Annotated in this window: 18 protein-coding genes; 7 read left to right on the forward strand and 11 right to left on the reverse strand. The window is 63.4% G+C overall.

What is annotated here, in order from left to right:
• The first annotated feature begins 5 nt into the window (after positions 1-5).
• The 4 genes from EN850_RS06920 (at position 6) to EN850_RS06935 (ending at position 3285) form a co-directional block, all read left to right on the forward strand.
• A complete protein-coding gene (locus tag EN850_RS06920) occupies positions 6-1070 on the forward strand; it encodes an ABC transporter ATP-binding protein (RefSeq protein ID WP_135929326.1) in 1065 nt (354 codons plus the stop codon).
• Between the two features lie 77 nt (positions 1071-1147).
• The gene (locus tag EN850_RS06925) at positions 1148-1306 is read left to right on the forward strand and encodes a transposase (RefSeq protein WP_127280627.1); all 159 of its coding nucleotides are present in this window, start codon (positions 1148-1150) and stop codon (positions 1304-1306) included.
• 99 nt (positions 1307-1405) lie between these two features.
• Positions 1406-2437, forward strand: a complete 1032-nt coding sequence (locus EN850_RS06930; protein ID WP_246689156.1) for an SGNH/GDSL hydrolase family protein — start codon at positions 1406-1408, stop codon at positions 2435-2437.
• Positions 2434-3285 (forward strand): SDR family oxidoreductase, encoded by an 852-nt coding sequence (locus EN850_RS06935; RefSeq protein WP_135865635.1) that lies wholly within the window; start codon positions 2434-2436, stop codon positions 3283-3285. Before EN850_RS06930 ends, EN850_RS06935 begins: the two co-directional genes overlap by 4 nt.
• On the opposite strand, the gene EN850_RS06940 is transcribed toward EN850_RS06935, so the two are convergent.
• Positions 3279-3953: a TetR/AcrR family transcriptional regulator gene (locus tag EN850_RS06940; RefSeq protein WP_135929324.1), complete on the reverse strand. Its 675-nt coding sequence runs from the start codon at positions 3951-3953 to the stop codon at positions 3279-3281. The genes EN850_RS06935 and EN850_RS06940 overlap by 7 nt on opposite strands.
• Positions 3954-4357: 404 nt before the next feature.
• Here EN850_RS06940 and EN850_RS06945 point away from each other — a divergent pair, with 404 nt between their 5' ends.
• From EN850_RS06945 to EN850_RS06955, 3 genes are all read left to right on the forward strand, one after another.
• The gene (locus EN850_RS06945; RefSeq protein WP_127280171.1) at positions 4358-5911 is read left to right on the forward strand and encodes a sodium:proton antiporter; all 1554 of its coding nucleotides are present in this window, start codon (positions 4358-4360) and stop codon (positions 5909-5911) included.
• 113 nt (positions 5912-6024) lie between these two features.
• Positions 6025-6933 (forward strand): endonuclease/exonuclease/phosphatase family protein, encoded by a 909-nt coding sequence (locus EN850_RS06950; RefSeq protein ID WP_127280172.1) that lies wholly within the window; start codon positions 6025-6027, stop codon positions 6931-6933.
• Positions 6934-6940: 7 nt separating this feature from the next.
• A complete protein-coding gene (locus EN850_RS06955) occupies positions 6941-7786 on the forward strand; it encodes an EamA family transporter (RefSeq protein WP_135919001.1) in 846 nt (281 codons plus the stop codon).
• Positions 7787-7792: 6 nt separating this feature from the next.
• Here EN850_RS06955 and EN850_RS06960 read toward each other — a convergent pair whose 3' ends face one another.
• The 10 genes from EN850_RS06960 to EN850_RS07010 form a co-directional block, all read right to left on the reverse strand.
• Positions 7793-9010, reverse strand: coding sequence for an MFS transporter (locus EN850_RS06960; RefSeq protein WP_189591014.1), 1218 nt, complete (start codon positions 9008-9010; stop codon positions 7793-7795).
• A 90-nt stretch (positions 9011-9100) separates the two neighbouring features.
• Positions 9101-9418, reverse strand: coding sequence for a Dabb family protein (locus EN850_RS06965; RefSeq protein WP_136090888.1), 318 nt, complete (start codon positions 9416-9418; stop codon positions 9101-9103).
• A gap of 11 nt (positions 9419-9429) precedes the next feature.
• Positions 9430-11058 carry a GMC family oxidoreductase N-terminal domain-containing protein gene (locus tag EN850_RS06970; protein WP_136090889.1) on the reverse strand — a complete coding sequence of 543 codons (1629 nt, stop codon included), beginning with the start codon at positions 11056-11058 and terminating at the stop codon, positions 9430-9432.
• A gap of 12 nt (positions 11059-11070) precedes the next feature.
• A complete protein-coding gene (locus EN850_RS06975) occupies positions 11071-11832 on the reverse strand; it encodes a 3-ketoacyl-ACP reductase (protein WP_135929320.1) in 762 nt (253 codons plus the stop codon).
• A gap of 211 nt (positions 11833-12043) precedes the next feature.
• Positions 12044-13558 (reverse strand): GMC family oxidoreductase, encoded by a 1515-nt coding sequence (locus EN850_RS06985; protein ID WP_136090890.1) that lies wholly within the window; start codon positions 13556-13558, stop codon positions 12044-12046.
• A gap of 107 nt (positions 13559-13665) precedes the next feature.
• Positions 13666-14781: an ABC transporter ATP-binding protein gene (locus EN850_RS06990; protein ID WP_127279212.1), complete on the reverse strand. Its 1116-nt coding sequence runs from the start codon at positions 14779-14781 to the stop codon at positions 13666-13668.
• A 4-nt stretch (positions 14782-14785) separates the two neighbouring features.
• Positions 14786-15730 carry a carbohydrate ABC transporter permease gene (locus EN850_RS06995; RefSeq protein ID WP_135915027.1) on the reverse strand — a complete coding sequence of 315 codons (945 nt, stop codon included), beginning with the start codon at positions 15728-15730 and terminating at the stop codon, positions 14786-14788.
• Positions 15727-16683, reverse strand: a complete 957-nt coding sequence (locus EN850_RS07000; RefSeq protein ID WP_135881339.1) for a sugar ABC transporter permease — start codon at positions 16681-16683, stop codon at positions 15727-15729. Before EN850_RS07000 ends, EN850_RS06995 begins: the two co-directional genes overlap by 4 nt.
• Positions 16684-16773: 90 nt before the next feature.
• Positions 16774-18027, reverse strand: a complete 1254-nt coding sequence (locus EN850_RS07005; RefSeq protein WP_136090891.1) for an ABC transporter substrate-binding protein — start codon at positions 18025-18027, stop codon at positions 16774-16776.
• 58 nt (positions 18028-18085) lie between these two features.
• Positions 18086-19597, reverse strand: a complete 1512-nt coding sequence (locus EN850_RS07010; protein WP_136090892.1) for an aldehyde dehydrogenase family protein — start codon at positions 19595-19597, stop codon at positions 18086-18088.
• Position 19598 lies beyond the last annotated feature (1 nt).

Consider the following 19598-nt stretch of genomic DNA (forward strand, 5'->3'; position numbering starts at 1 on the left):
AAGCCATGGCCGACCCGTTCCTCTCCATCCAGCACGTTCGAAAATCCTTCGGTGCCACCACGGTCGTGGAGGATTTCAATCTCGACGTCGAGCGCGGCGAATTCGTCTCCTTCCTCGGGCCATCCGGCTGCGGCAAGACTACGGTGCTGCGCATGGTGGCCGGCTTCGAGGAGCCGAGCGCCGGCAAGATCGTCGTAGGCGGCAAGGACATCACAAGGCTGAAGCCCAACCAGCGCAATGTCGGCATGGTGTTCCAGGCCTATGCGCTGTTCCCGAACCTGACCGTGGCGCAGAACATCGGGTTCGGGCTGAAGGTCGCGGGCATGCCCAAGGCGGACATCGATGCCCGTGTCGCCGAGATGCTCGGCATCATCAAGCTGCCGCAGATGGCGGACCGCTACCCCTACCAGCTCTCGGGCGGCCAGCAGCAGCGCATCGCGCTGGCGCGCGCGATCGCGCCGAAGCCGAAGCTGCTTCTGCTCGACGAGCCGCTGTCGGCGCTCGACGCCAAGGTGCGCGTGTCGCTGCGCGAGGAAATCCGCTCGATCCAGAAGCGGCTCGGCATCACCACAATCTTCGTCACCCATGACCAGGAAGAGGCGCTGTCGATCTCCGACCGCATCGCGGTCATGTATGGCGGCAAGGCCGAGCAGGTCGGCACGCCGTTCGAGATCTACAACCGGCCGGCGACCAAGTTCGTCGCCAATTTCGTCGGCACGCTCAACGTGCTCGAAGGCAAGGTCACCGACGCCGCGTCCGGCAAGGTGCAGGTCAACACCCAGGAAGTCGAACTGAAGGGCAAGCTCAACGGCTCGAAGTCCGGCGACATGCTGTCGCTGGCGCTGCGGCCCGAGGCAATTTCGCTCGGCCGCCAGCCTGGCCGCGACGCCAGCCTGACCGGGGAGATTTCCGAAGTGCATTTTCTCGGCTCGGTGATCCGGGTCCGCGTCGGCATCGGCGGCAACATGGTGTCGCTCGACACGTTCAACAACTCCGCCACCCCGCCGCCCGCAGTCGGCGAGAAGGCCGAGATTTCGTTCTCGTCGAGCGATATGCTGGTGCTGCATTAAGCTCAGCGGATATTCAGGTGAGCCGGCCTGCAATTGCCGGCCTCCCGCTAGGAGCCCGCCAGCGAAACCAGCCCGAGATGAGCGTCGCCGACGGCTGTCTCGACATCGGTTCGAACACGGTGGATCGCGCCATTCGGCCCCACACAATCAAACGCAAGAATGCGGTCTTCGCCGGGTCTGATGGCGGTGGCAGACAGGGTCGACGATCGCCACGATCCTGCAGGCCGCCAAGATGAGCGGCGTCGATCCGTTCACCTGGCTCGCCAACACTTCCAGGTCTCTACTTCGCGGGCGCGAATGTCGTTTGTGAGTACGCGATGTCGTGCAACGGGTCGATGAAGTCCCCCTGGTTGTCGGCTGTCAGCGGTGAAAGCGAGCGGTGTCCGCAGGAGCTGGAACCTGATGAAGACTTCGGATGTTGCAAAATTTATCAGTATTTTCAAAACCTTATTGACCCGATAACGCGAGTAGCGGCGTTCCTGGGACGCGGCTATCTATCACCTGCGCGGATGAATTCAGAGCGAGGTGAATCGATGTCGAATGAACAGGTGAACTGGCTTTTGAAGGTCATCCAACCCGAGCGGAGTCTGGCCTCCCTCCCCGGAGGTGCGAATTTCGGCCAGGACGCTCATGCAGCGCTACTTGGCCTTCCGGTCGAGGTTTACGCGGCCGAACTTGGCCGCATGCAAAAGGAGGCCTCGGAAGCGGCTAGCGCCCTGCTTGCGGACCAGGCCGTGGCATCGATGGTCGATCGCCTTCCGCTTCGCAGAGGGGCCAAAGTAGTGGTGTTCGGCGACAGCTTGACATCCGAGCCCCAGTCCTGGGCGGTGATCCTGAGGGAAATGCTGACGATGCGCCGAGGTGCCGAGGAGATTTCGCTGACCATCAGCGCGGTGGCGGGCGAGACGACCACGCACGGTCTTGTGCGTGTCAGAGAGATTACCGATGCCCGGCCCGACTGGATCCTCTTCCTGTTCGGTACCAATGATGCGCGCACGCAGGGCCCGCACCCCACCAAGACACTCGTCCATCACGAGGAGACCGCGCGCAACATCGCGGAGTTGCGCCAGCGCGTTTCCCGAGAGACCAAGGCGAGCTGCGTTTGGATCACCCCGCCAGCGGTCAACGAAGCGCAGGTCGCGACGCATCCGGGCCTTGCCAGGTTCGGGGTTCGGTTCCGCAACCAAGATCTTGAGCGAGTCGCCAAGATTATTCGCGACCGCGACGGGCCCGTCATCGACGCCTTCTCTATTTTGGGGAGCCCGCCTCCTTCGGACTTCCTCATAAGCGACGGTCTGCATTTCACCCTGGCTGGGCAGAAGCAAATGGCGTTCGAGGTGATCCGTGGCTGGAGCAAACTCAAGTGAAATACCTGGTCATCGGCGCTACGGGAAACATCGGCGCCCGGGTAGTTCAGCGCCTCATTAATGCGGGGGCACGCCCGTCCGTTTTTGTCCGCTCCACGAAGAGGGCCAAAGCCCTTTTCTGCGACCAGGTCGACATTCATGTCGGAGACCTCGAGAATCCAGGTCCCTCGTTGGGCAGGGCGCTGGTTGGAGTCGACGGGATATTCCTCGTCACGGATGGATTGGATCTCGAGAAGCGAGATCGCGCGGTCTCCTTCGCTGCCAACCGCGCAGGCGTCCGACATGTGGTCAAGCTCTCCACGCTAGACGTGCGAACCGGAATCGGCACCGGTCCGTGGCATGCACGGGGCGAGAATGCCGTTCGGGAGAGCGGGGTGGCGTTCACATTCATTCAAGCAGCCGGATTCATGTCCAACGCCTTCGGTTGGTCGGAGTCCATCCGCCGAGAGGGCGTGCTGCGCTCATCCACGGGTGGGGGCAAGATCGCATTCATCCATCCAGACGACATCGCTGCCGTCGCCACAGCCTCCCTGACCACACGCGACTACGACGGCCAGGCACTTGTGATCACCGGCCCTGAGGCGCTGTCGTATGGGGAGATGACGGATACGATCGGTAGAGCCATCGGCAAGCCCGTTCGCTTCGAGGAAATAACGGACGGTCAGGCATACGCACGCACGGTCGAATGGGCCGGGAAAGGCGCCTATGCGGATGCGCTCGTGGACATCTGGCGGGCGGTGCGCGAGGGCCGGCTTGATACAGTGACGGATGGCGTAAAGCAGATAACCGGACGGGAACCAATCCCGTTCGATCAGTGGGCCACCGAGAATACCGCGTCGTTTCAGTAGTCTTTCGGAGCGCTGCCCTGAAAGGAATTCACGTAGACCAGTACGGTGCGGATTGCCTCGCTCCTTGCACCATCGCGCGAGAGGGGCGCGTGCTGTCCTCCGTGCACGAGCGCTTCCACCATGCGAGGTAGGACAAAAAGCATCCGCTCCGTCTCGTCGAGGCTGTACCGCTCCGGGTCCTCGGCGCGTGACAGGACTTGTCCGAAGGTCTGATGCAGCGCATTCTTGAAGCCGAGAGCGCTGTGCGGAACAGCGGACGCGACAACGTCGTGCAGTTCGGCAGTTTCCGCGTGCGCGTTCACCAGGCCCAGGACGAGTTCGCGCGCGAATTCCTCCAGCGAAGCCGAGGCGCAGTCGGTCATCGTCTGCTTGATGACCCGCCGCACCTCATCGACGTGCCGGTCGTGAAGAGCTGTGAAGATCGCGCGCTTGTCGGGGAAGTACTGATACAGCGATCCGACACTGACGCCGGCGGCCTCGGCAATGCGATTGGTGGTAATCGCCAGGGTCCCGTGGCGCTTGGCTACAAGCTGTACCGCCTCTAGCACGACGTCGACGGTCTGCCGCGAGCGTTGCTGCTTCGGCGTGCGCCGCGTAAGGGTCCTTCCGGCGGTCTGCATGCTGCCTTGCTGTGTGTGGTCGCTGGGCCGAGCCTCGGTACGGATCATAACAGTTCCAACCCCTCCAAACAACTTGCCAACGAGTGCGCTGCTCGTACCCAGATACAACATCAAGCGCACCGCAAGGGGTCCCAACGCCTCTCTCAGGGCGTCATTTCGCCCCAGCGGAACCGATCCACATCAGGGTGCCACGCTTTCTGATGGGCGTGCGGCCTTTCATGGAGGCCCGTCACGCTCACAGAGGGCCACCGTTTACATGGGTGTTACAGCCCGGCGATGTTTTTCGACGATGGCTTTCGCGGCGTCCATGATATCCCGAGCAGCCGACGAGGATCATGCGGGGCAGGAGGCGGTTTGAGACGTGCGGCCAGAGGGCTTGAGTTTGATGGCCAATCCACCGCATCTTGCGGGAATATCCGCGTCGGCAATCCGGTCTCCAGAAGTAACCGCCCATGGCTCTTTTTGAACTGACCCTCGTCCTGCTTTTGACCGCCGTCGCGCTGACGGCGTTGTCGCGACGGCTGGAGATTCCCTATCCGTCCCTGCTGGCCCTGGCCGGCGTCGCGATTGCTTTCGTGCCGGGCGCCCCAGTGATCGAGATCGATCCGGAACTGGCGCTTGCCCTGTTCATCGCGCCGGTGCTGCTCGATGCCGCCTTTGACACGTCGCTGCGCGACCTGAAGCGCTACCGGCTGTCGCTGGTGCTGCTGGCGCTCGGCGCTGTGGTCTTCACCACCGTCGTGGTTGCCTTCGTCGGCTGGAAGATGGCCGGACTGCCGATCGCGGCGGCGGTCGCGCTTGGCGCCATCGTCGCGCCGCCGGATGCGGTGGCGGCATCGGCGGTGCTCGGCCAGTTCAAGGTGCCGCACCGCATCACCGCCATACTGCAGGGCGAGAGCCTGCTCAACGATGCCACGGCGCTGCTGATCTATCGGCTGGCGGTTTCGGCAGCGCTGGGATCGATCATGCTGAGCAACGCCATTCCGGTGATCCTGCTGGCGACGATTGGCAGTCTTGTCGCGGGCTATCTGTTTGGCCGCGTGTCGCTGTTGGCGCTCACCCGCATCGAGGATGCGGCGAGCAGCACCGTGGTCCAGTTTGCCGGAACCTTTGCCGTCTGGATCATCGCCGACAAGCTCGGTCTTTCCGCCATCATCACCATTGTCGTCTATGCCATGACCATTGCACGCAGGGGACCGCGCCACTCGTCGGCGAGACGCCGCGTCAGCACCTATTCGGTCTGGGAGTCGGCGGTGTTCGTGCTCAATGTGCTGGCGTTCGTGCTGATGGGCCTGCAGGCACGCACGATCGTCGGCAGGCTGGCCGGAGACGGGCAAGGCGAAGCATTCCTTTTCGCCGCAACGGTGCTGGTCGTCGTTATCGTCGCACGTCTTGCCTGGGTGGCGAGTTACGTCGCGATCATCCGATGGATTGCCCGCTTCGGCGGCAAAGAGGCAAGGCGGGAGTTGCCGACTTTCGGAGGCGCCGTTCTCGTCGGCTGGTGCGGCATGCGCGGGCTGGTGACGCTGGTCGTGGCCATTGCGCTGCCGGCCAATTTTCCCGGCCGCGATCCGATCGTGCTCGCCGCCTTCGCGGTGGTTCTGGGCACGCTGGTGCTGCAGGGCATGACGCTAAAGCCGCTGCTGCGCTGGATCAACTTCGACAAGGACAGAACCGTCGACAATGAGGTGGCGAAGGCGCGCGTCGCCATCATGCAGGCAGCGCTGGACGTGCTGAACCGCAAGACCTCGGCGGCGGCCGCCGTCGTGCGCGAGCAGTATGAGGCTCAGCGTGTGATCGCTGAAAACCCCGACGACGCGCAGGCCGCGACCGAATACGACCGGCTGCGCCTTTATGCCATCAACCGCCAGCGCGACACGCTGGAGGAACTGCGCAGCAATGGCACGATCGGTGACGAGGCCTATCACCGGCTGGAGGAAGAGATCGACTGGGCGGAATTGGCGGCGTCGCCCGCCGGCCGCTTCCAGCCGCTGACCACCGACTAGCAGATACCGAGTCTCGACCGCCCTGCTGGCCCAAGCCCCGTCCGTTATCCTGCACATTGCAAGCAATCGACCGAACCGTTACTGCCAACGCCGAGAAGTGAGCCGGATAAGCAATGAAGCTGGTCAGCTACAACATCCAGTACGGGTTCGGCAGCGACACGCGCTACGATCTTTCGCGCGCGGCGCGCCTTGTCGCCGGCGCCGACATCATCGCCTTGCAGGAGATCGAGCGGCACTGGCAGCGCAGCAATTTCGACGACCAGGCGGAAATGCTTTCACGCCTTTTGCCTGGTTATCACTGGGTGTATGGCCCGGCCTTCGACATGGATGCCAGCGAATGGCGGGACGGCCATTTGGTCAACCGGCGCCGGCAGTTCGGCACCATGGTTCTGTCGAAACTGCCGATTGTCTGGTCGCGGTTGCACGCGCTGCCGATGCGCCGCACGTTGCGTCCGCTCAACACACGCAACGCCGCGCTCGAATGCATGATCCGCACGCCGGCAGGGCCGGTCAGGGTGCTTTCGCTGCATCTCGCGCACATCGCGGCGGAAGAGCGGCTGGAGCAGATTGATTATCTCTTGGCCGAGCACCGCCGGGCGCCATCGGAAGGCGGTCCGTGGAGCGGCACCGATGACGAGCCTTCGCGCAACTGGACGCATGGAGAATCAGAGCCGGAAAATCCACCGGCGGCGATCTGGCTGGGCGATTTCAACATGGAGCCGGGCAGCGCCGAACACCGCCGCATCGTCGGCAGCACGCCCTACCATCGGGGTGCTGCCTATCTTGGCGGCTTCGTCGATGCCGCGGCCGTGGCGGTCGAACCGGCTGGTGATTTCCACACGCATGAGAAGATCATCGACGGCAGGCTGGCAAAGCGCCGGCTGGACCATTGCTTCGTCGGTGGTATGTTGGCCGGGCGGGTGAAATCGATCGGCGCCGATATCGGCGAGGTGGCGTCCGATCACTTCCCGGTCCGGGTCGACATCGATCTCGAAACGCCATTCGGCCCGGGAGGTCGATGAGCCCGATATGACGCTTTTCGTCTTCTTCGCGGTGCTTGCCGCCGCCGCCATGCATGCGATCTGGAACGCGCTGGTCAAGGTGCATCTCGATCGCTTCCTGTCGATCACGCTGATGACGCTCGGCATGGGGCTCGCGGGCCTCGTGGTGCTGCCTTTTGTCGAGGTGCCGAAGGCGGAAGTCTGGCCCTATATCATCGCCTCGGTGATCTTCCACATGGGCTACCGCACTTTCCTCATCGGTGCCTACCAGGCCGGCGATTTCGCCCAGACCTATCCGCTGGCGCGCGGCACGGCCCCTCTGCTGGCCGCGGTCGGCGGCATGTTCGTCGTCGCCGAGGTGCCGGCGCCGCTCGCCATTGTCGGCATACTGCTGTTGTCGGCCGGCACGCTGGTGATGTCGTTTCGCGGCGGGGCGCATCTGGAGAAGCTGAACCTGCGCGCGGTCGGCTTCGCCTTCGGCACCTCGGTGTTCATTGCCAGCTACACGCTGTCCGACGGCAGCGGCGCGCGGCTGGCGGCGACCGCGCAAAGCTATGCCGCCTGGCTGTTCATCTGCGATGCGCTTGGCGCCCTGGTGCTGTGCCTCGTTTTCCGAGGACCCAAGGCGCTTCCGGTGTTGGCGCGCGACTGGAAGACCGGGCTGTTCACCGGCGTGCTTTCCGGCGCGGCTTACTGGATCGTGATGTGGGCCATGACCAAGGCGCCGATCGCCTCGGTGGCGTCATTGCGCGAGACCTCGATCCTGTTCGCCATGATGATCTCGGTCTACGCGCTCGGCGAGAAGATGACGGGCTGGCGCGGTGCGGCCGCGCTCAGCATTGTCGCCGGCGTTATCGCGCTCCGGCTGGGGTGAGCGTCCTCAACCCAGCACGGTCATCACCTGGCCGCGCCGTTCCGGACTGAAGCGGATGACGACGATGATGCAGACGGCGACCACGCCGGCGAACAGCGCCAGCGCGTAGCCATAGCTGCCGCCGGGCGCCTCGGCGATCCCCGCCTGATAGGGACCGCCATAAGAGGCGGCGAGATTGCCGGCCTGGTAGATGAAGCCGGGCAAGGTCGCGCGCACCGCGCCGGGCGAAAGCTCGTTGAGGTGCACCGGGATGACGCCCCATGCACCCTGGACCGCGACCTGCATGATGAAGGCACCGATGGCCAGCATGAAGGGCGTTGAGCTGTAGGCCCATAGCGGGATGGCCGGCAGGGCGATGATGCAGGCCAAAGTGATGGCATTGATGCGGCCGATCTTCTCCGACAGCGCGCCGAATGCCAGTCCGCCGACAATGGCGCCGATATTGGCGACGATGGTGATCCAACTCACCGTATGCGGATCAAAGCCATGCTGCTTCCTCAGGAAGGTCGGGTAGAGATCCTGCGTGCCGTGGCTGAAGAAATTGAAGAACATCATCAGCACCACGGCATAGAGCGCGACGCCCCAGTGCTTCTGCAGCGTCTCCAGAAGCCCCGGCTTGACGGATTTCTGCGCCTCGACGAAGGCGGGTGATTCCGGGACGTGCGAGCGGATGAAGAGTACGATCAGCGCCGGGATGAAGGAGAGCAGGAACATGAAGCGCCAGCCGATCGTATAGCCACCGATCGTCTGCTGGTAGAGCAAGCCATAGACTACCGCCGCCAGCAGGTAGCCGGCGGGATAGCCGCATTGCAGGATACCCGAGACCATGCCGCGCGCGCTCGGCGGAATGGACTCCATGGCGAGCGAGGAGCCGAGCCCCCATTCGCCGCCCATGGCGATGCCGAACAGGGCACGCAACGCCAGGAAAATGCCGAGATTGGGAGAGAAGGCGGCCAGCGCCCCGATCACCGAGTAGCTGACGATGTTGAGCATCAGGATCGGCTTGCGACCGTATCTGTCCGCGAGCATGCCGAAGAAGAACGCGCCGATGAAGCGCGTCGCCAAGGTCAGGAACAGTGCCTTCGAGACTGCCGGGACATCGGTCTGGAATTCACTCGCAATATCGGTGAGCAGGAATGTCAGAAGGAAGAAATCAAAAGCGTCGAGCGTCCAGCCCAGGAACGAGGCCAGAACGGTTTTCTTCTGCTCGGCAGTGAGATTCAAGGCATCCTCCTTTGGTGCCCCCAAAGGAACGATATGTCGCCTCGTCGGCAAAAGAGAACAGCGATCAGCCGGCTTTCGAAAGGTCGGCGGTCACTTTTTCGTAAGGTCGAGATCGAAGACCATCAATCCGTCCGTGCCGCCTTCGAGGGCCGCGACCAGCCGGGCGCCGGCACGCTGATGCGCCTCATGCACCAGATAGGCGTCGCGCGCCGCGGCATTGCGGAAGTCGATGGTGAAGCCATGGGTGAAACCCCGCGCGAAAGGCTCGGGGCTGACATTGGCGCTGAAATGAACCGTCTCCATGCCTTCGATCACCTGTCGCAAGGCCTCGAGGTCGGCGTGGATGGCCGTGCGCTCGGTCGGGGACACATCGCTACGAAATCTGGCGAAAACACAGTGTCTGATCATTTTACCACTCCCTAAGCAGCGCGATTGCCGGAAAACACCGCCGGCGCCAGCGGCTCGCGGCCAAGGATCAGATCAGCACCCTTTTCGCCAACCATGATGGTCGGCGCATTGGTGTTGGAAGAAGGCACACGCGGCATCACCGATGCGTCGCATACACGCAAGCCGTCGATACCGCGCAGCCTGAGATCCGGCGTCACCACCGCCATCTGGTCATGGCCCATGCGGCAGGTGCCGACCGGATGGTGGTCGGTCTTGGACGTGCGGCAGGCATAGTCGATCAGCTCATCGTCGCTGGCGAGCGATGGGCCGGGCAGCACCTCGCGCAGCACGTATGGGGCCAGCGCCTTCTGCCGCATGATTTCGCGGGCCAGCCGCAGTCCCTTGAGCGACATGGCGCGGTCATAGGGATCGGACCAGTAGTTGGGGTCGATCAGCGGATGGTCGGCGGGGTTGGCGCTTTTCAGCCGCACCGTGCCGCGCGAGCGCGGGCGCAGGAAGGCCGAGTTCAAGGTGACGCCCGGGTTGTTCAATTTCTCGACGCCGGCCTCGATGCCGGATCCCAAACCCAGGTGGAACTGGATGTCGGGCGAGGCGGCGGTCGGGTCGGCGTACCAGAAGCCGCCGGTCTCGAACAGGCTGGAAGCCACCGGGCCCTTCTTCAACAGCAGATATTGCAGGCCGGCCCAGGCCGTGCGGTGCAGCTTGGCGTAATTGTCATAGGTGTGATCGCCGGTGCATTCGGCGATGACGAACAGGTCGAGATGGTCCTGCATGTTGGAGCCGACGCCGGGCAGATCGTGCACCGGCGTCACGCCGACCGATTTCAGATGGTCGGCCGGGCCGATGCCCGACTGCATCAACAGCTTCGGCGAGCCGATGGCGCCGGACGAGACGATCACCTCGCGGTCGGCGCGCAGGATTTTTGTCTCAGCCCCCGGCTTATCTACAACCTCGACGCCAACAGCGCGGGCTTTCTCGACGACGATGCGGGTGACCAACACGTCGGTCCTGACGGTGAGATTCTTGCGGGCGCGAATCGGCTTCAAGTAAGCGACCGAGGCGGAAGAGCGCCGGGCATCCTTCTGGGTCAGCTGGTAATAGCCGACGCCTGCTTGGGCAGCGCCGTTGAAATCCGGGTTGAAAGGGATACCCATCTCCTGGCCGGCGCGGAAATAGGCCTCGCAGATCGGCAGCGGCGAAATCGGGTTCGACACGCCGAGCGGGCCCTGGTCGCCGTGGAAATCGTTGGCGAAACGCTGGTTGTTCTCGGCGCGCTTGAAATAGGGCAGCACGTCGCGGTAGCCCCAGCCGGCCAGCCCTTCCTCCTTCTCCCAGGCGTCGTAATCGCGGGCATTGCCGCGCGTGTAGATCTGCGCATTGATGGAGGAGCCGCCGCCGACCACCTTGGCCTGCGTGTACCAGAAGACGCGATCCTTCATGTGCTTCTGCGGCACGGTCGACCAGCCCCAGGAGGCAATGCCCTTGGTCATCTTGGCGAAACCCGCCGGCATATGGATATAGGGGTGCCAGTCCTTGCCGCCGGCTTCGAGCAGCAGCACGGAATTGGAGGGATCCTCGCTCAGCCGGTTGGCCAGAACGCAGCCGGCCGGACCGGCGCCCACGATGATATAGTCGGTCATTGTCTCATCCGTTCACAGCCGCGGCACGGAGAGCGCGCCGTCGACATTGATGATCGAGCCGGTCGAAAAGCCCAGTCTGCCGGCAGCGAGCGCCGCCACCATGGCGCCGATGTCGGAGGCTTCGCCCCAGCGTTTCGCCGGCACCAATCCACCTTCGATCAGCGCGTCATATTTGGCGGTCACGCCCGCCGTCATGTCGGTGCGGATGATGCCCGGCCGCAGCTCGAACACGCCGATGTTTTCCGAGGCGAGCCTGAGCGCGAGGTTCTTCACCCACATGGAAAGCCCTGCCTTCGACATGCAATATTCGGAGCGTTCTGGAGAGGCCATCTCGGCGCTGACCGACGTGATGGTGATGATCGATTTCGCATGATCGCCGGGCTGGCGGAGCATCGCCTTGGCGACGGCTTGGCTGAGGAAGACGGTGCCTCGCAGGTTGATGCCGAGCGCGCGGTCGAAATTGTCGGGTTTGAGATCCAGCAGGTCGCCACGCACGACGGCGCCAATGCCAGCATTGTTGACCAGGCAGTCGATGCGGCCGAAGGCACGCATGGCGGTATCGACGAGGTCGGCGTGGCTTTCGAGATTGGCGATGTCGCATCTGATATAGGCGAATTTTGCAGCCCGCGCGGTGATATTGGCGGCGAGATTGGCCGGCGCTTGGTCGGCTAGGTCTGCGACAAGAATATCGAAGCCTGCGTCGGCGAGCGCCTCGGCACAGGCCAATCCAATGCCGCGTGCACCGCCGGTGACTATGGCGGCAGGGCGCGTCATGGGGCGCTAGCCTTGCGAATGCTAGCGCTGCCCCTCATCGCCCTGCCGGGCACTTCTCCCCGTATAGTGACGGGGAGAAGGACGCTGTCATCGCCGCTTTCGCCAATCGCCAGCGCTGCAAAAAGGTCGCCGGCGTTGCGGCCAGGTCCCTTCTCCCCGTCCTTCACGGGGAGAAGGTGCCGGCAGGCGGATGAGGGGCGGCGCAAACCGGTCATGCTAGTTCGCTCTTGCGGATATGGTCCGCCACCCGTAGCGCCTGGGCGGCGATCGACAGCGCCGGATTGACCGCCGCCGAGTTCGGCAGAAAACTGGCGTCGACGACGAACAGGTTCTGGTGATCGAAGGCGCGGCAAAAGGGGTCGAGCGGCGATGTCGCCGGGTCGTCGCCCATTTTCACCGTGCCGCACTGGTGCGAGGGCGTACGCTTGTCGAAAGGGCGCGACAGCACGATGGGATAACCGCAGGCGCGAAAATTCGCGCGCATCACCTTGGTCAGCCCATCGAGCGACTGCATGTTGGAGCGCCGCCACTGCATGACGATGTCCTTCCCGTCGACCATGATGCGGCTTTCGGGATCGGGCAGGTCCTCGCACATCAGGTACCAGTCGACGGCATGGCTGGCCATGTAATCGAGCGCGAATTTCGGCACCCGCTTCACATTGGCCCTTAGCATGTTGCCGTCGATCTTGCCGAGAAGCTGGACATTGCCGAGCGGTTTGCCGCCCTTGCCGTCGGACAAATAGTAGTCGTTCAGCATCAGCGTCTTCTGGTAGACGGCATCATTCCTGCGGCGCGGATCGATCGCCAGCATGGCGCTCGAATTGTGGTTCATGAAATTGCGCCCGACCTGGTCGGAGCGGTTGGCCAGGCCCTTGTCGCCCCCCTTGCCATTACCGGGTGAGGGCGAGCGTAGCAGGATGACCGCTGAATTGACCGCGCCGGCCGACAGGATGACCAGTTTCGGCGACAGCTTTTTCAGCTCGCCGTTCTGGCGATAATGTATGGCGGATACGGATTTGCCGTCCGGGGCAGTCTCGAGATATTCGACATAGGCGCCGGTCTCGAGCTTGATGTTCGGATCGGTCAATGCCGCTGCCAGCGGTGCGGTCTGCGCGTCCATCTTTCCCTGGCCCGTGTTTGGGAAGGCGTCCCAGCCGGTCCTGCCCTCCTTCAGCCATGTCTCTATGTCGACGCCGAGTGGCAGGGAGGCCGGATGCAGGCCCAGTCCCTTGAGCTCGGCGCGGGCACGCGCGATCGGCGCCTCGTCGGGTACCGGCTTGAAGGCATAGGGAACCGAATGAAATGGCTCGGTTGGATCCTCGCCCAGCGCGCCGCGCACGCGGAAAAGCTGCTCTGCTTTCGAATACCATGGCTCGAATTCGTCATAGGAAAACGGCCAGGCCGGCGACACGCCGCCAAAGTGCTCCATGTCGGAAAAGTCTTGCTTGCGATAGCGGATCAGCACCGCGCCGAAGAATTTCGAGTTGCCGCCGACATAGTAGTAATTGCCTGGGTTGAAGGCGTCGCCGCCGGCCTCGCGCCACATCTCCTTCGGCCGGTAGTGGCCGTCGACGAAGATCGAGCGCGTGTCGCGCGCATGCGGGGTCGCCGGCAAGGGTTCGCCGCGCTCCAGCATCAGGATGGAGGCGCCGCTGCCGGCCAGACCGGCAGCGATCGTGGCGCCGCCGATGCCGGAACCGATGATGACGATATCGGGGTTTGCCATCACCTAAAGCGCGCCGCGATTGAATTGACACATGCGACGCGCTTCAGGTCCTTTGTTTTGATGCATGTCGTTGCCCCAAAACCGGGTCCACTTTTGGGCGACACGCATCAGCGAATACGGTTCTCGGTCGCCGGATCGAAGAACACCGCCTTGGTCAGGTTGAAGGCCAGTGGCGTGCTGGTGCCCGGCTGGATGTTGGCATCGGCGCGCAGCCGTGCCACCACGCCCTTGCCGCCGAGATTGGTGACGGCGAAAGTGTCGGAACCGGCCGGTTCCACCACCTCGATATGGCAATCGGCGGTGGCGATTTGCGAGGCGTTGCGTTCCGCGCCTTCGGGATCGGTAAGCGCCTCCGGGCGGACGCCGAAGATGATCGGCTTGCCCTTGAATGCCGACAATCCGGCCGGCGCGTTGGCCATCGGCAAGGTGATTGGCTGGCGTGCCTCGCGATCGAGCACGACGGCCAGATCGCCGCCATTGCCGCCGATGGTGGCCGGGATCAGGTTCATTGCCGGCGACCCCATGAAGTCGGCGACGAAGACATTGCTGGGGTTGTTGTAGATTTCGGCCGGCGTGCCGAATTGCTGCACCTCGCCGTCACGCATGACGGCGATCTTGGTCGCCAGCGTCATCGCCTCGATCTGGTCGTGGGTGACATAGACGATCGTTGTACCCGTGGTGGCATGCAGGCGCTTGATCTCGATGCGCATGTCGACGCGCAGCTTGGCGTCGAGGTTGGACAGCGGCTCGTCGAACAGGAACAGCTTGGGGTCGCGCACCAGCGCCCGGCCCATGGCGACGCGCTGGCGCTGGCCGCCGGAAAGCTGGCTCGGCTTGCGCTGCAGGAGATGGCCGATCTGCAGGACCTTGGCCACCTTGTCGATCGCCTTCTGGCGCTCGTCGGCCGGCACGCCGCGCATTTCCATGCCGAAGGAGATGTTCCCGGCGACCGTCATGTTGGGGTAGAGCGCATAGCTCTGGAACACCATGGCGATATCGCGCTTGGACGGATGAAGATCGGTGATGGTGCGGCCGTCGACGCGGATATCGCCAGAGGTGATCGTCTCCAGTCCGGCAATGGTGTTGAGTAAGGTTGACTTGCCACAGCCGGAAGGACCGACCAGCACCAGGAAGCCGCCTTTTTCCAGCTCGAGGTTAATCCCTTTCAGGATCTCGACCTGGCCGAAACGCTTCCTCAGACCATCAATTTCCAGAAAAGCCATTGGGTTATCCTTTGACCGCGCCCGCCATCAGGCCACGCACGAAATAGCGGCCGGCGAGCACATAGACGAGAAGGGTGGGGAGTGCGGCGATCATCGCCGCCGCCATGTTGACGTTGTATTCGACGACGCCGGTCGAGGTGTTGACGACGTTGTTGAGCGCCACCGTCATCGGCATCGCATCGCCGGTGCCGGCATAGGCGGAGGCGAACAGGAAGTCGTTCCAGATGTTGGTGAATTGGTAGATGACGGTGACGACGAAGATCGGCATCGAGTTCGGCAGCATGATGCGCCGGAAGATCTGGAAGAACGAAGCGCCGTCGACCTGGGCGGCCTTGACCAGTTCGGTCGGGAACGCCTCGTAATAGTTGCGGAAGAACAGCGTGGTGAAGCCGATGCCGTAGACGACGTGGACGAAGACCAGATTGACCGTCGAATTGCCGAGGCCGAAGCTGGTGCCGATCGAGTTTTGCAGCGTCACGCCGAAGCGGCCGACGCTGCCCAGGATCGTCGCCATCGGCAGCAGAACGGACTGGAACGGAATGAAGCAGGCAAACAGCATCAGCCCGAACACCAGCGTCGCCCCGCGAAAACGCCATTTGGTCAGCACGTAGCCATTGAGCGCACCGAGCATGGTCGAGATCAGCACGGCGGGAACCACCATTTTGATGGAGTTCCAGAAATAGCCCTTGATGCCGGCGCAGGTGAGGCCGACGCAGGTCTCGCCCCAGGCCTTCAGCCAGGGATCGAAGGTCGGCGCCTTGGGCAGCGAAAGCATGTTGCCGTTCTGGATCTCGTCCATGGTCTTGAACGAGGTCACCAGCATGACGAACAACGGCATCAGATAGAACAGGGCGAACAGCGCCAGAAGTCCGTAGATGACGATGCGGTTGACGAGTTTGACGTTCATGCCGCCGCTGGCCTGGCGGGCGGGAGTGGTCATAGCGCTCATCGCGGCTTCTCCCTCAATTCCGAATAGAGATAGGGCACGATGATGGCGACGATGGTCATCAGCATGATCACGGCGCTTGCCGAACCGACGGCCATTTCGTTGCGCTTGAAGGTGTACTCATACATGAAGTTCGAAGGCAGCCATGCCGAGCCACCGGGGCCACCGCTGGTCAGCGCGACGACCAAGTCATAGGATTTGATGGCAAGGTGCGCGAGCACGATGAAGGCCGACAGGAAGATCGGCCGCAGCAGCGGAATAACGATGCGGCGATAGAGCTGGAAGGTGGTGGCGCCGTCGATCTGCGCCGCCTTCATGATCTCGCCGTCAATGCCGCGCAGGCCGGCCAGGAACATCGCCATGATGAAGCCGGAGGCCTGCCAGACGCCGGCGATGACCACCGTGTAGATGACGAAATCCTTGTTCTTGATCCAGTCGAAATGGAAGCTCGTCCAGCCCCATTGGTGCAGCGTCTGCTCGAGGCCGAGGCCAGGGTCGAGGAACCATTTCCAGGCGACGCCGGTGACGATGAAGGAGAGCGCCATCGGGTAGAGGTAGATGGGACGCAAGACGCCTTCGCCGCGGATCTTCTGGTCGAGCAGGATGGCCAGGAACAGGCCGAGCGCCAGACAGATCAAGATGTAGAGAAAGCCGAAAATGCCCATATTGGTGATCGATGTGTACCAGCTCGACGGCGGATCGGTGTCGAAGGTCCAGTTCCACAGCCGCTGGTAGGCGCGCGCGCCGGTTATGGCGTAGGACGGAAAGGTCTTGGAGTTGGTGAAGGACAGGTAGATCGTCCACAGGATGAAGCCGTAGACGAAGACGACGGTGATGGCGAAGCTCGGCGCCAGCACGATCTTGGGCAAGGCGTCCTGCAGCCGCGAGCGCACCGAGGCCCGCGGGCGGGCATGCTCCGGCGTCAGCTTGATCTGGGTTGTCGCAACTGTGCTCATGGGGTTCCTCCCGTCGGCGTTCGGCCGACCGGCCTCACGGACCGGGAACCTCCCCCGCCGGAGCGGGGAAGGTGTTTGGGTGCCTAGTGCTTACTTGGCGTCGTCGATTGCCTTGACCAGTTCGGTCACGGCCTCGTCCGAGGTCTTGATCTGACCGTGGACGAATTTGGAGACGACGTCCTTGTAGGCATTGGCGACAGCCGGAGGGGCGCCATAGCCCTGGGCCAGCGAGCCGAACAGCGTGCCGCCTTCATTGGCTTTCTTCAGGTCGGCGATACCCTTCTTGCCGCAAGCGTCGAAGTCGGTGTCAGGCACGTCGGTGCGGGCCGGAACCGAACCCTTGACGACGTTGAAGGCCGACTGGAAGCTCTTCGACAACGTGGCTGTGGCCAGAGCGACCTGGGCCGCCTTGCGGTCGTCGGGGACGTTGAACATGCCGAACATGTCGGAGTTGTAGATCACCGAGCCGTCTGTGCCCGGGAAGCGGTAGCAGAGGAAGTCGGTGCCCGGGGTCTTGTTGGCGGCGTGGAACTCGCCCTTGGCCCAGTCGCCCATGACCTGCACCAGCGCATCGCCCTTGATGACCATGGCGGTGGCGAGGTTCCAGTCGCGGCCCGAGAAGTTCGGGTCGACATAGGTGACGAGCTTGGCGAGGTTGTCGAACGACTTCTTCATCGTGTCGGACTTGAGCGAGGCGTCGTCGAGGTCGTTCATCGCCTTCTTGTAGAACTCCGGCCCGCCGGTCGACAGCACGACGGAATCGAACATGGTGGCTTCCTGCCAGTTCTGGCCGCCAAGCGCGAGCGGCGTGACGCCGGCCGCCTTGGCCTTGTCGAGCAGGGCGATGAAATCATCGAAGGTCTTCGGCTCGGCGCCGCCGATCTTGTCCATCACCGCCTTGTTGATCCACAGCCAGTTGACGGAGTGGACGTTGACCGGAGCGGCAACCCACTTGCCGTCATAGACGGAGAATTTCTGCAGGGCGGCCGGAACCGATTTGTCCCAGCCTTCCTTCTTCGCCGTCTCGGTGAGGTCGCCCATCACGCCGGCCGCGGCATAGTCGAGCACGGTATAGCCGAGCATCTGCGAGGCGGTCGGATAGTTGCCGGCCGCGACCATCGCCTTCAGCGCGGTCATGGCGGCATCGCCGCCGCCGCCGGCCACCGGCACGTCCTTCCAGGCATAGCCTTCCTTGGCCAGATCCTGCTTGAGCACGTTGAGGGCAGCCGCTTCGCCGCCCGACGTCCACCAATGCAGCATCTGCACTTCCTTGACGTCCTCGGCATGGGCCGCGAAAGCCAGGCTCGAAGCGAGAGCCGTTCCGATAAGCAGTTTGCGCAACATGTACTTCCTCCCTTGTTGCAACTCACGTGACCGGCGGATGCCGCCGGGGTCTCCCAACTCAGCCGACCCACCAACCGGTGCGCTGGCCGCGATGAAACTGGATTGTCTTTTCCTCGGTATAGTCCTCGACGGCGCGCTTGCCGAGTTCGCGGCCCAGGCCCGACTGCTTGTAGCCGCCGAACGGCAGTTCTGGATAACCTTCCATGAACGTGTTCACCCAGACCGTCCCCGAACGCACGCCCCGCGCCACCGACATGCAGGTGTCGATGCTGGCGCTCCACACACCCGCCGATAGACCATAGGGCGTGTTGTTGGCGATGTGCAACGCCTTTTCAATCGTTTCAAAAGTCAGCACCGAGAGCACCGGCCCGAACACTTCCTCGCGGGCGACGGCCATGTTTTCGGTGACGTTGCGTAAGATCGTCGGATCGAGATATTGGCCGGCATTGGAAGGGAGTTGCCCGCCGCCGCTGTAGATGCGGACCCCGTCACTCGCGGCGGCCGCGATGTAATCGGTCACCTTGGCCAGATGGTCGGAGGAAATCATCGCGCCGACCTTGGTCCTGATATCGAGCGGATCGCCAACGGTTACCTTGGCGGTCACCGTCTTCACGGCGGCCAGGAAATCGTCGGCGATCGCCTCGTGCACGATCAACCGGCTGCCGGCGTTGCAGCATTCGCCGGCATTGAAGAAGCCGCCGAACACCGCTGCATCGGCGGCCGCCTCGAGATCGGCATCGGGGAAGACGATCTGGCCGTTCTTGCCGCCGAGTTCCATCGAAACCTTCTTCAGGGAATTCGCGGCCGCCGCCATGGTCATCTTGCCGACGCGGGTGGAACCGGTGAACGACACCATCTCGACCAGGGGATGGCTGACCATCGGCGCGCCGACATCGGCGCCAAGACCGGCGAGGATGTTGACGACGCCGGCGGGAACGCCGGCTTCGTGAAGGATGTCGCCGAGCACGAAGGTCGAGGCCGACGTCATCTCGCTCGGCTTGACCACGGCCGTACAGCCGGCGGCCAGCGCGAAAGGCAGTTTCTGGCTGACGATGAGGAACGGGAAATTCCACGGCGTGATGATCGAGACGACACCGATCGGCTCGCGCAGCACGACGCCCAGCATGGCGTCGCCGAGATTGGCGTAGCTCTCGCCATGCAGCGTGCGGGCAAGCGAGGCGGCATAGCGCCAGATGTCGACGGCGCCGCCGATCTCGCCGCGCGCCTGGGTAATCGGCTTGCCGGATTCCAGCGCATCGAGGCGGGCGATGTCTTCCAGCCGTGCCTCGATCAGGTCGGCCGCCTTGAGCAGGATCGCGGCGCGCTCGGCCGCCTTCATGCGCGGCCAAGCGCCGGTCTCGAACGCCCTGTGCGCGGCCTGCATCGCGGCTTCCACTTCGGCAGCCCCTGCCTGAGCATAGTGCGAAACGGTGAAGCCGTGGCCGGGGCTCTTGCGTTCCAGCATACGGCCGTCGCGGGCATCGACATGCTTGCCGTCGATCAGCAGCTTGTACGCCTTGGGCGCGGCGGAAGCCTCGGCGGGCATGGAAATCTTCAGAGGTGCATTCATG

It is taken from the genome of Mesorhizobium sp. M8A.F.Ca.ET.207.01.1.1 (assembly GCF_004794715.1).
In the GTDB taxonomy this organism is placed as follows: Bacteria; Pseudomonadota; Alphaproteobacteria; order Rhizobiales; family Rhizobiaceae; genus Mesorhizobium.

Bases quoted from the DNA above. Each gene is read 5' to 3' on its own strand.
- EN850_RS06920 (WP_135929326.1), top strand. From the start codon at position 6: ATGGCCGACCCGTTCCTCTCCATCCAGCACGTTCGAAAATCCTTCGGT.
- EN850_RS06925 (WP_127280627.1), top strand. From the start codon at position 1,148: ATGAGCGTCGCCGACGGCTGTCTCGACATCGGTTCGAACACGGTGGAT.
- EN850_RS06930 (WP_246689156.1), top strand. From the start codon at position 1,406: ATGAAGTCCCCCTGGTTGTCGGCTGTCAGCGGTGAAAGCGAGCGGTGT.
- EN850_RS06940 (WP_135929324.1), bottom strand. From the start codon at position 3,953: ATGATCCGTACCGAGGCTCGGCCCAGCGACCACACACAGCAAGGCAGC.
- EN850_RS06945 (WP_127280171.1), top strand. From the start codon at position 4,358: ATGGCTCTTTTTGAACTGACCCTCGTCCTGCTTTTGACCGCCGTCGCG.
- EN850_RS06950 (WP_127280172.1), top strand. From the start codon at position 6,025: ATGAAGCTGGTCAGCTACAACATCCAGTACGGGTTCGGCAGCGACACG.
- EN850_RS06955 (WP_135919001.1), top strand. From the start codon at position 6,941: ATGACGCTTTTCGTCTTCTTCGCGGTGCTTGCCGCCGCCGCCATGCAT.
- EN850_RS06965 (WP_136090888.1), bottom strand. From the start codon at position 9,418: ATGATCAGACACTGTGTTTTCGCCAGATTTCGTAGCGATGTGTCCCCG.
- EN850_RS06970 (WP_136090889.1), bottom strand. From the start codon at position 11,058: ATGACCGACTATATCATCGTGGGCGCCGGTCCGGCCGGCTGCGTTCTG.
- EN850_RS06975 (WP_135929320.1), bottom strand. From the start codon at position 11,832: ATGACGCGCCCTGCCGCCATAGTCACCGGCGGTGCACGCGGCATTGGA.
- EN850_RS06985 (WP_136090890.1), bottom strand. From the start codon at position 13,558: ATGGCAAACCCCGATATCGTCATCATCGGTTCCGGCATCGGCGGCGCC.
- EN850_RS06990 (WP_127279212.1), bottom strand. From the start codon at position 14,781: ATGGCTTTTCTGGAAATTGATGGTCTGAGGAAGCGTTTCGGCCAGGTC.
- EN850_RS06995 (WP_135915027.1), bottom strand. From the start codon at position 15,730: ATGAGCGCTATGACCACTCCCGCCCGCCAGGCCAGCGGCGGCATGAAC.
- EN850_RS07000 (WP_135881339.1), bottom strand. From the start codon at position 16,683: ATGAGCACAGTTGCGACAACCCAGATCAAGCTGACGCCGGAGCATGCC.
- EN850_RS07005 (WP_136090891.1), bottom strand. From the start codon at position 18,027: ATGTTGCGCAAACTGCTTATCGGAACGGCTCTCGCTTCGAGCCTGGCT.
- EN850_RS07010 (WP_136090892.1), bottom strand. From the start codon at position 19,597: ATGAATGCACCTCTGAAGATTTCCATGCCCGCCGAGGCTTCCGCCGCG.